A 13,470-nucleotide genomic window follows, 5' to 3' on the forward strand; every position below is an offset into this window, starting at 1 on the left:
GCCTGCCGAAACAAGGCGGCGGGCCTCGATACAGACTTCGTCTTACTCGACCAGCGCCGCCGTATCGAGACCATGACCGACTTCCGCTCCTTCCGCGCTTCCGCCGTTGTGCTTCGCCATGCAAATTGGGGCGAGGCCGACCAGTTACTTACGCTGTACACGCGTGAGCAGGGCATGCTGCGCGCACTGGCGAAGGGCGCGCGAAAGATGACGTCACGTAAAGGCGGACATTTACAGCCCTTCACTCAAATTACGGTGCAGCTTGCAAAGGGCCGTGATCTATTGATTGTCACGCAGGTTGAAACGGTCAATGCGTTTTTGCCATTGCATGACGACCTTGTAAAATTGGGATATGCCTCGTATGCGGTTGAGTTGTTATTGCGTTTTTCCTACGAGGAGGAAGGCGGGAATCCCACGCTCTTTCGATTGCTTGTAGAGACATTGGATCGCATCGAGAAGGAATCCGAAGCCTGGCTTGCGGTTCGATATTATGAAATGCGATTACTGGATGCCGTGGGGTTTCGCCCGCAGTTATTCGAGTGCGCGAATTGCGGACGCGAGATTCTTGCCGAGGATCAGTTCTTTTCGTTCACGGCCGGCGGCGTCATCTGTCTCCGCTGCGGGCAGGGCCTGCCCAACCTTGCAAGGATCTCCGTGGAAACGCTCAAATATCTGCGCCATTTCCAGCGCTCAAGCTACCGGGATGCCTCTCGCGCACATCCCGGCCTTGGGATTAAAAAAGAAGCGGAAATCCTCATGCAGGGATATTTCACGTATCTGTTGGAGCGCGAATTGAACACGCCGGGTTTCATCAAGCACGTTAAGTCGTAATGGGAAAATTTCTTTTACTCCAATTCAAAACGAATATCCATGCGACCAGCAGGACGAGCGGCTTCAACATGCGCCACAGCAGGATCTGGAACCATCTCCATTTGCAGGAATAGAGGATCTGTGTGATGACCCAGCGCGCAAACAAGGTTTGACCCAGCCCGCTTCGCACCAGCCGGGGCTTGTATCCGCGGAATGAAAATTCGCCACGCTGGAATGACTCCGCCAGCTCCTGTGCCGCGATCGCGCCATAACCCAGCGCCATGCTGATGCCTTCGCCGAAGAGCGGGTCCGCGCCGACGGCATCGCCGACCAGCAGCACCCTCGGCATGGATGCCTTGTTCAATGGGCTGTACCAGTGGATGGGGTGACCTTTGATCTCGTAGTCGTTCAGGTCAAAGCCGATGCGTTTCATCTCCTCGGCGAGCGGTGCTTTCAGCGCGGGGCGTTTTAGGTTTGAGAAAAGGTTTGTGTCGTAAACTCCCCAACAGCGCATGCGTTGACCCTTGACCTGTGTGGGGAAATCCCAGACATAGCCTGCGATATTGTCGGGGACGGGGAAGAAATCGAAGAAGGCTGTTTTCCCCCTCCCTTGCCCTCCCCCAAGATTGGGGGAGGGTTGGGTGGGAGTCAAAACCTCCAGCACCCTTGCCGTATAGACGGGATCGTTCGGGAAGATGCTGCGGCGTGTTACGCCGTTCGAGCCGTCTGCGCCCACGACGATGGCGGCGCGGAATTCCCCCTGATCGGTTTGAACCGCCACACCGTTTTCATCGGGGATGACATGACTGATCTTGATGCCTTCCCGAATTTCGATTCCCGCTTCGCGAGTCTTCCGTGCCAGCCAGTGATCGAACTCATCACGGCGGATGACGCGGATGGCATGACGTTTCGGCACGCGGACGGCGAGTCCCCTGCCCGCGAAATCGAAATGGACATTCGATGCATCCACATGTGGAACTTCGCGCACGTCAAGCCCGAGCCGTTCAAGAATGACTTCAGCGTCGATGACCAATCCGCCGGCGCAAAGCTTCAGGCGCGGATACTGTTCCTTTTCCAGGATCAGGATGCGGGGGACGAGATGCGGAGCGATCTTTGCCAGATGCAATGCAGTGGAGAGTCCGCTCGGTCCGCCGCCGAGGATGAGAACATCGTGCTTTAACATATCCCTGTCCATTCTTATATTTTGCCATAAAAAACTGCAGGCCGGAATGTCGATCCGACCTGCTTTAAAAAAGGAGGAGAAAATTCTGTTCCGTTCAATCTGCCGCGGCGGTGGCTGGGACGGCGGCAATGCTCCCGCGCCAGAAGAATGCCCAGTACATGACAACCGAGATGGTGTAGAGGATGATCGTGCCGATGAAGGGCGGACCAAATCCGTATTGGACTTGCAGCCAGCCGCTGATGGTGGGGCTGAATGCCCAGCCGAAATTCCAAGCCATGCTGGTCAGGCTGGCGACCGTGGCGCGCGCGGACGGGTCCACGTGTTCCATGATGAAGGTTTGATAAACGGGGGAACTCATGTTCATCAACGCAAGGCGGATGTAGAACGTGGCGGCGCCGACCCAGAAGATGGGGGAAAAGCCCAGCAGGATCAGGAAGGGAATGGAGAGCGCCTGCGAGATCACCACAAGTTGTATCTTCCCCATGCGTTCGGCGAGCGGCGGGGCGATCAAAAGCCCGATTCCCATGGCCAGCGAACCCCATGCGAAGAGCGTGCCGATGACCGGGTCCGGCTGGTTGTGTACCACGCGGAAGAATACGTTCATGAACGGCATGATCAGCCCCGCGCCGATGGAGGTGAGCAACATGGGCAGGATGAGTTTGGTGAGCAGGAGCGGCTGTTTCGCGGCATATTCAAATGGCGCAAAGATGGCGCGTTGACTGCGGGTGATGCGCGGCGATTTCAGGAAGGCCAGCGGCAGGATGGCGATCCCCGCGCCGATGCCGACGATGAAGATGGAGTTGCCATAGGCGAGACTGCTGGTGGCGGAGACGTTTTGCGCGTTGCCGATCCAGGTGGGGAGGTAGCCGCCGACCCACGCGCCGACGGATGCCATTGTCATCTGCAAGCCCTGCCCGAAACTGAAGAGATACGTACGTTCCTTCTCGTTGCTGTTTTCCATCAGGAAGGGCGACATGGTGACGCCTGCCAGGCTCTGCGCGATACCGGAGATGACGTTCATGCTGTAGAGCGAGGCTTCGGTTTGCCAAAGCGCCATGGCGATGATGGAGAATGCCAGCATCGCGCCTGAAAGGATGAGCGAGGCTTTGCGCCCGATCACATCTGCGAGGTAGCCCATCGGCAGGGCGGCAATGAGGGCGACGAAACTGCTGGTGGTGATGAGGTTGCCGAGCAGGGCCTCGTCGAAGCCGAGGCTGAGCGCATAAAAGTTGAATATCAGGCGGAAGACGCCCATCACCATGCCGGTGATGATGACGTTCAACAAATACAGCCGTGCGTTCGGCTTGAACTCGCGGACGTGGGAGCCGTATTCACCGAGCAGGCGGAACGGCTTGAAGAGTTTTGAAGTTTTTTCTTCCATGTTTTATTCGGGGGCTTTTTCCAAAAAGGACCTCATGTTGCCGCAGACCTGGTCGAGCGCCTGCTTGCGGATGGTGTAGCGGTTTTCCTCCTGCTTGAAGGATAATTCGACAAGGCTGGCGAGACGCAGTTCCCTTAAGTGATGCGTTACGGTGGGCGGGCGGAGGTGCAGGCGGCGGGCGATCTCGGCAGGGGTCAGGCTTTCATGCGAGAGATAGTAGAGGATCTTCAGGCGTGTCGGGTCGGCCAGGGCTTTAAGCGAGCGGACGAGCGCATCGGGCACGGTCTCACCGGGGATGACGGACATATCCGCCGGGCGCGTACCGAAGAGCATAAGCATGGTATGCCTGTCAAGTTTTTCGAAGAAGATCAACGGAGTCGTCCAGAAGGCGGGGGCAATGATGAATTTTTCCGCGCGGAATTCCTCCTCCAGTTTGATGCCCTGCGAGAGTTCGAGGAACAACTTTTCGAAGGTCAGTTTGGAGGCGAGTGTCTGCGCGTTTTCCAGACCAGCCCGCAGGATGGGTTCGACGCGTTTTTCGTCCTCTTCGAAAAATGCCTGGTAGTAGGCATTCAAGGCGGAGAGGTACCCTTCGCCCAGTTCCTCGGGGCGGCTCCACCAATCCAGTGCGCGTTCAATGGCGTCCCTTTTCATTCCGCCATGTTTTTTGTGAAACGTCTTGAAAAGATGATCCGCATCCGCTTCCGTCCATTTTCCCTCAGACGCGACGCGCTGGAGAATTTCATCGAACCTGGCATGCTTTTCTTTGTCTTCTTCATTGACGAATTCAATGGGTTCGCCCACTCTTTGGAGTTTGAGCAACCGTTCGGCGGGGGGAATCTGTTTCAGCGCCCAGAGCGCGCTGATGGCATCCTTGGGAGCGGTGAGGTCGGCAAGCCATTTCAACGGCACTCCGGTCAGGCGAAAGACATCTTCGAGCAGTTTTCGTTCCTCCACCGGGATGCGTGCGCGGACACTTGCGGCGTAGGCAGGGCGTATGCCAAAATATTCAGGCTCATGCAGAACATGCAAGCTGACGAAAAGTTCGTAGGCTGTGCCGAAATCCCAATGGATCTCGGGGGCGGTGATCTGTTTTTCAGTCAGGATTTCCATGTGTTTCCTCGTTATGCGTATAATTTCCCGGAACAAGCTGTAATGTCCCGAAGGTTCTCAGTGCCCTCGGGACGTCCGTTCTATTTCGCGGATTTCAGCTTTCTGCCAATGGAGATCAGCGTGTCGCCGGTGGTTTTGTCGATGGTCTCATTGAAGGGAGGCACGTGTTTGAAGAGCGTTCCCAGGGTGACGAGTACCTGACCGGTCTGGTGGGTGAAGATGCTGCGGGTGGATGGCTCCGCTTCCAGCGCGTGGGGGGCGATTTCTCGTTTTTCCATAATATGTTCGAAAGTATTCGTAGACATGGCTGCCTCTCTCCTTGGATAAAACAATTAGGCAAATGCCTGTGTTAGACCGATGTCTAATTAGATAATAGTCTAAGTTAGACGGTTTGTCAAGAGGTAATTTTCTCTTAATTTGGGGATTTCCCTGCGTTTTTCCCCTTTGGCTGTATAATTTTCGAATTCCCGTCACCCCTGCCCATCGAAAGGACAAACCATGACGCGCAAAATCCTGACCGGCACGTTGATCGTAGCAAGTTCCCTGCTGTTGATTTTGAGTGTGGCCGGCATTGTCCTTGCCTGGGCGTACAACGAGCCTGTGACTCGCGATGTGGTCGGCAGGATGGAAGCGATAGACGCCGAACTGGCACTGGTGGAAACCACATTGACCAATTCAAAGCGGGAGATCGAACGCACTCTGCGCATCGTGAACGCCACGGAAGCGGCGTTGGAAAAATTCACACTCAATGATCCCCAGGAGTTTTTCAAGAATGTGCAGACAACACTGGATGAAGGACTCGTCCCCGAACTGGTAACAGCGCGGGAACGCCTGGTCGCCGCACGCGACTCGCTCGAACAGTTGCGCGTCACTCTCTTCGGGTTGAACTTGATCCCGTTCCTTCAAATTAACATCCCCGACAAGCTACTGGCCGATCTGATCGCCTCCGCGGATGCGATGCAGGGCAAGGTCGATGATGTGAGTCTGCTTGCCCGGCAGGCATCCACGTTTCTAGACGACGCTTCCTACCTGCTGGGCGGCGATTTCACGGAGACGAAAGCTAGCCTGGAATTTTTCCTTGCCGCAATTGACGAATATCAGTTGAAGATATTTGCATGGCGCGGGGAGATCGCCGTATGGATTCAACTCTTCCCCGCTTGGGTGGACCGCGCTTCGATCTTCCTAACCTTCTTCCTGCTCTGGTTTGGATTCTCCCAGTTCGGGCTGATCCTGCATGGGTTAAGTCTGCGGCGGGGGGATGATCCGCTTGACGTGTGGCGGGAATTTTTCATAAAGTCATCTGATGATCGAGTAGAAGATCCCTCGCTGCGCTCCGAATGAAAATTTATGCGTATGCGCCGGACCACGTCTCAAAGCGGCGTCCGTCGTGTTCCTCGGGGGTGTAAAAGGTGAGGTAGGTGAGCGCCTGATAAGGCACGAATTTTTGTTCCTTCGGATTTTGAATGGCAAGGTCGAAATAGGAATGCCATGTCCCCGCGTTGAAGTAGATCTGGCTTTGGGGTTCGGGCATGCCGATGTTCATTCCCAGCGGCACCACTTCATAATAATGCGTATGTCCGTAGATAATGTGCTGGGCCTTGCCGTTTAGGAAGGCGGGTTCCTTGAGGGCGTGGCCGGCAAAGGAATGTTTTCCGCTCCACATCTTTTTCCGCACCCAGATGACCACGTCATTGATGGTCGCAAACGTTGCGCGACCCGACATCTTGATGATCAACTCCATGGCATCCACCACATCGAAGCGATAGGCCTTGTCGGCCTCGCGCACAAAGTCAAGCTGCAGGAATTCCTGCGCAATATCGTCCCACACGCCCTTTAATTCATCCTCCAGCGGATGCGAACCCGCATAGTGGCGGATCTGTCCGCTGATCCAGAGCGGGGCGGCGAGCACCGGGCGGATATTGGCGATCTTGCGCAGGCTGTCCACGATGCCGGCCGGCAGAAGGTCGCCGTAGCGTTTTTGCACCTCCACGGGGAAACGGTTGCATACGTCCATGGTAAAGGCATCGCCGACGGTACCGTGGTCGCGTCCCTTATCCTTGTCGTAGTTGAACTTGTCGTACATGTCGCCGTGACGGGCGGAGACTTTATGCCTCTCGAATAGATCCTTAAGGAAGGGGGACTCCTCTGCATCATACGGGAAGGGGGAAACCGGGTTGCTCAACCCCATCCGCTTGATCATCTCGCGGCGGATCTCGTCAAAGGCCGCGCCTTTGAGGTGATAGTACCAGTCGTGATTGCCCACCATGTAATGAATGCGGACCTTTAATGGAATCTGTTCCCGGCTGTCGAGATCAGGCTCGCCTTTGCTGTTTGCAGGCGCAAGGCGGATCTCTTCTCCGCTGGCGAGGTGGCGCAGGATCTGCATGGCTTCTTTGTTCTCATCAAGGATCGCGCGGGTGACCTCGAGCAGTTTGGGCGCGTAATTCGGGTGGGTCGGGTCGCTCCATGGGCGGACGTAGTTTGCGTCGCCGGGAGACGTGTCCAGCCAGTGCGTGGAGTGCAGCGGATCGAGGACGTCGCCCATCAACAGGACGTCGAGGCTTTCGATCGGACGGTAGCCCCCGTCCCTGCGGACGGAGGCAAAGCGGGCAGTTTCCGTCAGGCGGCGGGCAAATAATCGAAACGCGCTGGGGGAGATCGAATCGGCGGTGGTTCCGTCGCCGAGGTGAAGGTCGCTGACGATGACAAGCATGGTGTTCCCTGATGAATGACGTCCGGTCATGCAGATTATAGCTTAATGATGGGGGATGGCTGCATTCTCTGTGGAAACATCCGTCGGCCTTGACTTAGAACAGATGTTCTATTACACTTTCCCCAAATGTCCATTTGGAAAATACTGAAACAATTATGGATGGGCTCGCGGCAAAGCAGGAGAGAATATTCCCATACTGTGGAAGATGTTCATCCCCTTCCATCGACAAACCAGGCTGCGTATCCAGTTCACGATCCAAATACGGATGAGCGTTACCAGCGCTGGATCGGCCTCTCCCCGCGCGAGCAGGATGTCACCGCGCTGGCCTGCCTGCGATACACAAACCCCCAGATCGCCGCCCGCCTTGGGCTGTCGGTTGGGACTGTCCGATCCTATCTTGAAAAGGTGCTCAACAAATTGGGGTTACAGAGCAAGGCGGATCTGCGCGTGTTCTTTGCGGCTTGGGACTTCAGTGAATTTGAGAGACGACAAGACCCGCATCGCTGACCCTGGTTGCTGGTTCTACCCCCATATCTGCCTCCCCTTTTTTACGGCTACCCAATGCCCGCCCCTTAAAAGGGGTTTTTTATTTTTTGGGTCCGGGCTATTGTGGTGGCATGAAGAAGCATTTGAAAAAAACAACGATCAAGGTTTTCCTGTGCCATGCCCACGCGGACCGTGATCTCGTGCGCGTGTTGTGCGCACGGCTGAAAAGAGATCATGTCGAGCCGTGGTTGGATACGGAAGCCCTACTGCCCGGCCAGAACTGGGCATATGAGATCCACAGGGCGATCCTTGGGAGCGACGTGGTGATCGTCTGTCTTTCGCAGGGCTTCAGCCAACAGCATGGATATCGTCACGAGGAATTGAAGCTCGCCCTCGAAAAAGCAAAGATGTTGCCAATGGATGATATCTTCATCATCCCCGTCCGACTGGAAGAATGTGACCCGCCCGATTCCCTGCGACATTTGCACCGCGTGGATCTGTTCGGAAAGGATGGGTATCAAATATTACTGCGTGCATTGCGAAGGCGGGATTCTTTAAAGGGATAGATTTCCTTCCATTGCCCGGTTGTATAATGATTAATGGGGATGGTCTCATGAAACAGGATTATCTGGCGGAACGCAAACTCATGGCGGCGCTTCAACTCCGGGCACGGGGGATCAGTGATCGGCGTGTTCTCGAAGCGTTCGTGTCCATTCCGCGCCATCTCTTTGTCCCGCTCGAGTTTCGCTGGTCCGCGTATGAGGACGCCCCGCTCCCCATCGGTTTCAAACAGACCATCTCGCAGCCGTATATTGCAGCATACATGACCCAGGCATTGAAGCTGACCGGCGCGGAGCGTGTGCTCGAAGTCGGAACGGGCTCGGGCTATCAGGCGGCGATCCTTTCCGCACTCGCGCATGAAGTACATACCGTGGAGTTGATCCCCGCCCTGGCGGACCGCGCCGCCCGCATCCTGGCGGAGCTTGGAATCGAAAATGTGTTTGTTCACGTTGGGGACGGCTCACAAGGTTGGGATAAATCCGCCCCGTACGATGCGATCCTTGTCTCTGCCGCCACGCCTCATCTGCCGAAATGCCTGTTGGACCAGCTTGCCGATCATGGGCGCATGATTCTGCCCATCGGGGGGAGCGGAGCTCAAAGACTCGAGTTGTGGCGGCGGGATGGGGATGCCTTTTCGCAGGAGGTCTTATTGCCCGTTGCCTTTGTACCGCTGCGGGGAAGGGATGGGGTGTGAAATTCGATCCGCAAAAGCACCATCGCCGCAGTCTTCGCCTGAAGGGATATGATTATTCGCAGTCGGGAGCCTATTTTGTGACCATTGTTTCCTGGCAGCGCGAGATGCTGTTTGGCGAAATCGTGGATGGGGAAATGAAATTAAACCGTAACGGATATATTGTCCGCAATGCATGGTTTGACCTGAAGAATCATTATCGACATGTGGAATTGGGTTCATTGATTATCATGCCAAATCATGTGCATGGGATTGTGGTTTTGGTTGATGAAGGCGCGGAACCGTTGCGTAATGGTAGGGGCGGGTCTTCCACGTCGGGCGGGGTGATTTTGCCTGACGAGGCGCATATGGGCATTCAAGACCTAAACCAACAACCCCGACATGTCCAGCGTCCGATCTGACCATTGCTTGGCTTGCACGGAAAGCAGGGTGCGCTGGCTGGTATTTTGAAACGCGTTTTCCCAGCCTTTTTCCCATAATGTGATCAAGGTTTGCATGGAGACCAGTTCGGCGGCGGTCTCAGGCTCGGTCTCGGCGGCAGTCCATTCGATGTAATACTTTGCTTCCTCCAAAAGACCCCGCACCACTGCCGGGTCGTTGGAAGCGCGGGCGGAGGAGGAAATTCGTCCCAAGGTGGCGGCGAGTCCGCCCAGCCTGCGGGGCAGGGGGTCGCGTAAATATCGTTCGCGTTTTTTCTCTTTGTCCGTCATGCCGCGCCTCCAAAGATTTCCTTTGTGACCGTTTCGACGCTTTGCCGCAGTTCTTCACTTTGAATCAAGATGCTGCGATTCCCCAACCTCGGACGGATATTGATGAGCGATTCGAATTCGATGCGCTGGTCGGCGGGATACCAGTTCGCGCCCCAAAGATCGTCCTGCTCGCTGCCATTTTCCAGAAGCACCTGTTCACAGTCCGCGTGCATTTCCCCGCCGCCCGCCAAAATTCGGCGGCGAATGTCCACGACGATCTTGATCATCGTTTCATACTCTTTGGACATTTCTATGATTTGCTCAGGCGTTGGTTGGGATTGAAGAATGTAGATCATGCCCAAATTATACATGAACCATCAGGTATAATCCCCCCGGGTTTCGATGCATCCCGCGACAATCACGCGGGACTACTCAACCACCACACCAAAATCCCGAATATCGAACAGCGACAAGGTGCCCGCAAGGGTAATATCGAATGTCGAAACCCTCCTCTTTCCAATCCATCATCCTCAAACTACAAGACTTCTGGTCAGCGCACGGATGCCTGATCACACAGCCCTATTACACCCAGGTAGGCGCAGGTAGGGCGGTTCCGATACATCAAAGCATTAGGCGGGTATGATACGTCAAACGGAATTGCACAAAACATGTTGAAAAAATTTTCCCCAAATTGGGACGCCATTTACGCCGAAGAGACCCGCTTGTTGCACGCCTTATCCCCGCAGGAAGGCGTGCGGCAATTCTTTGCGTTAATGGCGGAATTCCAACCGTGGCTGCGGGAAACCGAGTCCGTGTTTCGGAATGAACGCAATCAGGCGATGATTCAACTCCAGGCGCGGCTGGCAAGCCTGAACGTCAATAAAAGCCATGAACGATCTGATTGATTCCGTTGTTGCTTTCCAGGATTTCCTGAAAAAAGAAGGCATTCCCGTCACAGCCATCGATGGGATTGCTGTCGCGGTATGGGGCGAGCCGCCCCTACGTAACATTGACGTATAATTGCCCCATCGCGGACAAATCTTGCCCACCACCGACAAACGCCCCCTCAAAGTCTTCCTCTGCCATGCCCATATCATCCCCTTCTTGTGGGACGCGGACCGTGACGCTGTCCGCGCACTATACACGCATCTGACTATTGATGGCGTGGATTGAGCGTTATAATAGCGCTATAGTTTAGGAGATTAACCATGCAATACAAAATTCGACTTGAAGAAACAGATGAAGGCTTTGCCGTTTGGGTTCCGGGGCTGCCAGGATGCTGGTCGCAAGGCGAGACGGAACAAGAAGCGCTTGAAAACATCAAGGATGCGATAAAAATATACCTTGAAACGGTTGAGGTTCTGTTGGAAGATGCCCAAACCCGAATGGTGGAGGTTGCGGTTTAGACATGCCCAAATTGGCGGGAATTCAACATCAGCGAGCAGTAAAAGCCTTTGAGAAAGCGGGATTTCGTGTGGTTCGCGAGGGAAAACATATCTCAATGGTAAAAGACAATCGAATTATCATCATCCCACGCATAATCCGATCAATGCCTTCACTATGGGTGGAATTATCAAAGACGCAGGCTTAACCATCGAAGAGTTCAAGAAATTACTGTAACATGCCAGCGGACAAACGCCCCCTCAAAGTCTTCCTCTGCCATGCTCACGCGGACCGGGACGCTGTCCGCGCACTGTACACGCGCCTGACCAATGACAGTGTGGATGCGTGTATAATTTGAGCAGGAGAAACATGGGATGGAATCCTTCACGATCATCAGTGACATCGCTAACGAAGAAGTGATTGCCATCGGAAACTCCATCCGCGACCTGCCGCGTTTGAGAAAACTATATGGCGATGGACGATGGAGAAAAATGAAAGGGGTTGCCACCATCCAACTCCGTAATGGACGTGTCCGCAAAGCCGAAATCCATTGGTACGAAGCGCACGGCATCGGACGAAAAGAGTTCAAACGTAAGAATTATCTGGATTGACCTATGAAAACTACACCTAAATTTGCCATTTGCATTGACAATAGCGAATACCCCGTCTCGTTGGAATTGCACAAAATTTATCGAGTACTTCCCGATAAAGAAGCGCAAGCCGACGGTGATATGCGAATCATTGACGAAAGCGGAGAGGACTACTTATTTCCAGCGGATTATTTTATCCCTGTTGAACTGCCGCAAACCGTGATTCGGGAATTGAATAAATCCTACGCCCACGCCTGAAATCGAAACGACGCACCATAAAGGTTGCGTCGTTTTTCATTCATAACTCCAAATCGGGACGGATATGACCGAAGCCAAGCGACCATTGAAAGTATTTTTATGCCATGCTCACGCGTGTCAACCTCCCAAAATTATTCAGGTTTACTTAGATTGATTTACAATAGTCGGTATGACATGGAAACCATCATACCTAACCCGAGAACAAATGGAAGAAAGACGGCTTGAAGGTGGACGGCTGTTGAAAGCTGGAAAAATGTCAAAAGCCGAAATCTCAAGACACCTCGGAGTAAGCCGGGCCACGGTCGGCCAATGGGCCAGAATCATAGAAACAAAAGGTATGCGCGGACTCCAAAAAAGAAAAGCGGCTGGTAGCGAGCCGAAGTTGAGTAATCCACAAAAGCAAAGCTTAAAGAGGAAGCTGGAACGAGGGGCTTTGGCGAATGGATATCCAACTGATCGCTGGACATTGGACCGTGTCCAAAAATTGATCAAAAGAGAATTTGATGTCACTTATCATCCGAATTACCTCAATCGATTGTTGCGCAAACTAGGTTTCAGTCCACAAAAGCCAATGCCACAGGCTATTGAACAGGAAAAAGAGTTAGTGGAAGCTTGGTTGCTAGGAGATTGGCCAAGGATAAAAAAAGTCACATCGTCTCAAAGCAAAAATCGTATTTTGGGATGAATTTGGGTTCTCCTTTCAAGAAATATTGGCTACGACGTGGGCTCGGACTGGCAAGAGACCCGTTTTTCGACGGGTAACCAAAGATCGTCGAGCGCTATCGACAGCCGTAGCGCTGACACTTACAGGCAAGATCTACAAGAAATGTTTTGAAGGTTCGATAAAAAGCGATAACTTGATTGAGGCACTTGAACACCTCCGTAGGCAGGTACCTGGAAAAATCATCTTGATCTGGGATCGAGCCCGTATTCATCTTAGCAAGCTCACCAAAGCTTATCTCTGCCAGCATCCTGAGATCATGATTGAAGAGTTACCTGCTTACGCTCCACAGCTCAATCCGGAAGAGTATTGTCACGGAAATGTTAAACAACATCTCAGAAATGCTCGTCCAACTTCTAAAGAGGAGATTCGCTCAATGCTTGATCGTGGTTTTGCTCGCTTGCGTCGTCGACCAGACTTACTTCTTGGCTTCTTTCATGCCGCCGGTCTTTCTGTTAGGCAACTTCAGTTAACCTGAATAGTTTAGGGGAGGGTTACCCTTGCTCGTGAAAAGGAAGAACAACGTGAAGCCGCTGAGAAAATTGAACAGGAGAAAACGCGACAAGAACTTGAACGTAGATTAAAGAAAATATCTAATGACAGTAAACGTCGAATACAAAAAATAGAATGGCAATATAGATGGGAAAAGTTTGTTGGGGCAATTCGTTATCGGTTGAAATTATTTCGCATTTATCGCACGCCTATTCTAATTTTGTTGGTAATGTTTGCGATTGTAACCCCGCTAATAATTGATTTGTCCAATAGAATTCCTGAGTTAATTCAATCACTTACAGCTACTCCGCCTACGACGAGTGTTTCTTTAAATTTAAGTAAAACGCCTGACACTGTGGAGTTGACCAACACACCACTTCCTATTTCGAGTTCATCACC

20 protein-coding genes are annotated in these 13,470 nt (G+C 53.3%); 13 read left to right on the forward strand and 7 right to left on the reverse strand.

The window, feature by feature from the left end; all coding sequences use genetic code 11:
• Window positions 1-72 precede the first annotated feature (72 nt).
• Window positions 73-831, forward strand: a complete 759-nt coding sequence (gene recO / locus QY332_03425) for a DNA repair protein RecO (protein WKZ36973.1) — start codon at window positions 73-75, stop codon at window positions 829-831.
• On the opposite strand, the gene QY332_03430 is transcribed toward recO, so the two are convergent.
• The 4 genes from QY332_03430 to QY332_03445 form a co-directional block, all read right to left on the reverse strand.
• Window positions 821-1,993, reverse strand: coding sequence for an NAD(P)/FAD-dependent oxidoreductase (locus tag QY332_03430; protein ID WKZ36974.1), 1,173 nt, complete (start codon window positions 1,991-1,993; stop codon window positions 821-823). The genes recO and QY332_03430 overlap by 11 nt on opposite strands.
• Window positions 1,994-2,087: 94 nt before the next feature.
• Window positions 2,088-3,374: an MFS transporter gene (locus QY332_03435; GenBank protein ID WKZ36975.1), complete on the reverse strand. Its 1,287-nt coding sequence runs from the start codon at window positions 3,372-3,374 to the stop codon at window positions 2,088-2,090.
• A 3-nt stretch (window positions 3,375-3,377) separates the two neighbouring features.
• Window positions 3,378-4,487 carry a metalloregulator ArsR/SmtB family transcription factor gene (locus QY332_03440; GenBank protein WKZ36976.1) on the reverse strand — a complete coding sequence of 370 codons (1,110 nt, stop codon included), beginning with the start codon at window positions 4,485-4,487 and terminating at the stop codon, window positions 3,378-3,380.
• 80 nt (window positions 4,488-4,567) lie between these two features.
• Window positions 4,568-4,792, reverse strand: a complete 225-nt coding sequence (locus QY332_03445) for a hypothetical protein (GenBank protein WKZ36977.1) — start codon at window positions 4,790-4,792, stop codon at window positions 4,568-4,570.
• A 193-nt stretch (window positions 4,793-4,985) separates the two neighbouring features.
• Between QY332_03445 and QY332_03450 the strand changes: the two genes are divergently transcribed.
• Window positions 4,986-5,828, forward strand: a complete 843-nt coding sequence (locus QY332_03450; protein WKZ36978.1) for a hypothetical protein — start codon at window positions 4,986-4,988, stop codon at window positions 5,826-5,828.
• 4 nt (window positions 5,829-5,832) lie between these two features.
• On the opposite strand, the gene QY332_03455 is transcribed toward QY332_03450, so the two are convergent.
• Entirely contained in the window at window positions 5,833-7,230 is a 1,398-nt protein-coding gene (locus QY332_03455) for a hypothetical protein (protein WKZ36979.1), read from the reverse strand.
• A 168-nt stretch (window positions 7,231-7,398) separates the two neighbouring features.
• Here QY332_03455 and QY332_03460 point away from each other — a divergent pair, with 168 nt between their 5' ends.
• The 4 genes from QY332_03460 (at window position 7,399) to QY332_03475 (ending at window position 9,339) form a co-directional block, all read left to right on the forward strand.
• Entirely contained in the window at window positions 7,399-7,707 is a 309-nt protein-coding gene (locus QY332_03460) for a helix-turn-helix transcriptional regulator (protein WKZ36980.1), read from the forward strand.
• A 110-nt stretch (window positions 7,708-7,817) separates the two neighbouring features.
• Window positions 7,818-8,252, forward strand: a complete 435-nt coding sequence (locus tag QY332_03465) for a toll/interleukin-1 receptor domain-containing protein (protein WKZ36981.1) — start codon at window positions 7,818-7,820, stop codon at window positions 8,250-8,252.
• 47 nt (window positions 8,253-8,299) lie between these two features.
• Complete coding sequence (locus tag QY332_03470) at window positions 8,300-8,941, forward strand: protein-L-isoaspartate(D-aspartate) O-methyltransferase (protein ID WKZ36982.1); 642 nt, start codon at window positions 8,300-8,302, stop codon at window positions 8,939-8,941.
• Window positions 8,938-9,339, forward strand: a complete 402-nt coding sequence (locus QY332_03475) for a hypothetical protein (protein WKZ36983.1) — start codon at window positions 8,938-8,940, stop codon at window positions 9,337-9,339. Before QY332_03470 ends, QY332_03475 begins: the two co-directional genes overlap by 4 nt.
• Here the strand turns inward: QY332_03475 and QY332_03480 are convergent.
• Both QY332_03480 and QY332_03485 read right to left on the reverse strand, forming a co-directional pair.
• Window positions 9,301-9,648 carry a hypothetical protein gene (locus QY332_03480; protein ID WKZ36984.1) on the reverse strand — a complete coding sequence of 116 codons (348 nt, stop codon included), beginning with the start codon at window positions 9,646-9,648 and terminating at the stop codon, window positions 9,301-9,303. The two genes, QY332_03475 and QY332_03480, sit on opposite strands and share 39 nt — an antisense overlap.
• Window positions 9,645-9,983: a DUF5674 family protein gene (locus QY332_03485; protein ID WKZ36985.1), complete on the reverse strand. Its 339-nt coding sequence runs from the start codon at window positions 9,981-9,983 to the stop codon at window positions 9,645-9,647. The genes QY332_03480 and QY332_03485 overlap by 4 nt, the downstream gene beginning before the upstream one ends.
• A 312-nt stretch (window positions 9,984-10,295) precedes the next feature.
• Here QY332_03485 and QY332_03490 point away from each other — a divergent pair, with 312 nt between their 5' ends.
• The 7 genes from QY332_03490 to QY332_03520 all read left to right on the forward strand — a co-directional run bounded on the left by QY332_03490 (window position 10,296) and on the right by QY332_03520 (window position 13,057).
• Window positions 10,296-10,532, forward strand: a complete 237-nt coding sequence (locus QY332_03490) for a hypothetical protein (GenBank protein ID WKZ36986.1) — start codon at window positions 10,296-10,298, stop codon at window positions 10,530-10,532.
• The gene (locus tag QY332_03495) at window positions 10,516-10,647 is read left to right on the forward strand and encodes a hypothetical protein (GenBank protein WKZ36987.1); all 132 of its coding nucleotides are present in this window, start codon (window positions 10,516-10,518) and stop codon (window positions 10,645-10,647) included. The genes QY332_03490 and QY332_03495 overlap by 17 nt, the downstream gene beginning before the upstream one ends.
• 188 nt (window positions 10,648-10,835) lie before the next feature.
• Entirely contained in the window at window positions 10,836-11,033 is a 198-nt protein-coding gene (locus QY332_03500; protein ID WKZ36988.1) for a type II toxin-antitoxin system HicB family antitoxin, read from the forward strand.
• 351 nt (window positions 11,034-11,384) lie between these two features.
• Window positions 11,385-11,621 carry a hypothetical protein gene (locus tag QY332_03505; protein WKZ36989.1) on the forward strand — a complete coding sequence of 79 codons (237 nt, stop codon included), beginning with the start codon at window positions 11,385-11,387 and terminating at the stop codon, window positions 11,619-11,621.
• A gap of 3 nt (window positions 11,622-11,624) precedes the next feature.
• Window positions 11,625-11,858, forward strand: coding sequence for a hypothetical protein (locus QY332_03510; protein ID WKZ36990.1), 234 nt, complete (start codon window positions 11,625-11,627; stop codon window positions 11,856-11,858).
• A gap of 205 nt (window positions 11,859-12,063) precedes the next feature.
• Complete coding sequence (locus QY332_03515; protein ID WKZ36991.1) at window positions 12,064-12,543, forward strand: winged helix-turn-helix domain-containing protein; 480 nt, start codon at window positions 12,064-12,066, stop codon at window positions 12,541-12,543.
• A 25-nt stretch (window positions 12,544-12,568) separates the two neighbouring features.
• Window positions 12,569-13,057, forward strand: a complete 489-nt coding sequence (locus QY332_03520) for a transposase (protein ID WKZ36992.1) — start codon at window positions 12,569-12,571, stop codon at window positions 13,055-13,057.
• Window positions 13,058-13,470: the final 413 nt, after the last annotated feature.

The organism is Anaerolineales bacterium, assembly GCA_030583885.1.
Lineage (GTDB): Bacteria > Chloroflexota > Anaerolineae > Anaerolineales > Villigracilaceae > Villigracilis.

Coding starts and splice junctions, on each gene's coding strand:
- recO (WKZ36973.1), top strand. CDS start 73: ATGACCGACTTCCGCTCCTTCCGCGCTTCCGCCGTTGTGCTTCGCCAT.
- QY332_03430 (WKZ36974.1), bottom strand. CDS start 1,993: ATGTTAAAGCACGATGTTCTCATCCTCGGCGGCGGACCGAGCGGACTC.
- QY332_03435 (WKZ36975.1), bottom strand. CDS start 3,374: ATGGAAGAAAAAACTTCAAAACTCTTCAAGCCGTTCCGCCTGCTCGGT.
- QY332_03440 (WKZ36976.1), bottom strand. CDS start 4,487: ATGGAAATCCTGACTGAAAAACAGATCACCGCCCCCGAGATCCATTGG.
- QY332_03445 (WKZ36977.1), bottom strand. CDS start 4,792: ATGTCTACGAATACTTTCGAACATATTATGGAAAAACGAGAAATCGCC.
- QY332_03450 (WKZ36978.1), top strand. CDS start 4,986: ATGACGCGCAAAATCCTGACCGGCACGTTGATCGTAGCAAGTTCCCTG.
- QY332_03455 (WKZ36979.1), bottom strand. CDS start 7,230: ATGACCGGACGTCATTCATCAGGGAACACCATGCTTGTCATCGTCAGC.
- QY332_03465 (WKZ36981.1), top strand. CDS start 7,818: ATGAAGAAGCATTTGAAAAAAACAACGATCAAGGTTTTCCTGTGCCAT.
- QY332_03470 (WKZ36982.1), top strand. CDS start 8,300: ATGAAACAGGATTATCTGGCGGAACGCAAACTCATGGCGGCGCTTCAA.
- QY332_03480 (WKZ36984.1), bottom strand. CDS start 9,648: ATGACGGACAAAGAGAAAAAACGCGAACGATATTTACGCGACCCCCTG.
- QY332_03485 (WKZ36985.1), bottom strand. CDS start 9,983: ATGATCTACATTCTTCAATCCCAACCAACGCCTGAGCAAATCATAGAA.
- QY332_03490 (WKZ36986.1), top strand. CDS start 10,296: ATGTTGAAAAAATTTTCCCCAAATTGGGACGCCATTTACGCCGAAGAG.
- QY332_03495 (WKZ36987.1), top strand. CDS start 10,516: ATGAACGATCTGATTGATTCCGTTGTTGCTTTCCAGGATTTCCTGAAA.
- QY332_03500 (WKZ36988.1), top strand. CDS start 10,836: ATGCAATACAAAATTCGACTTGAAGAAACAGATGAAGGCTTTGCCGTT.
- QY332_03505 (WKZ36989.1), top strand. CDS start 11,385: ATGGAATCCTTCACGATCATCAGTGACATCGCTAACGAAGAAGTGATT.
- QY332_03510 (WKZ36990.1), top strand. CDS start 11,625: ATGAAAACTACACCTAAATTTGCCATTTGCATTGACAATAGCGAATAC.
- QY332_03515 (WKZ36991.1), top strand. CDS start 12,064: ATGGAAGAAAGACGGCTTGAAGGTGGACGGCTGTTGAAAGCTGGAAAA.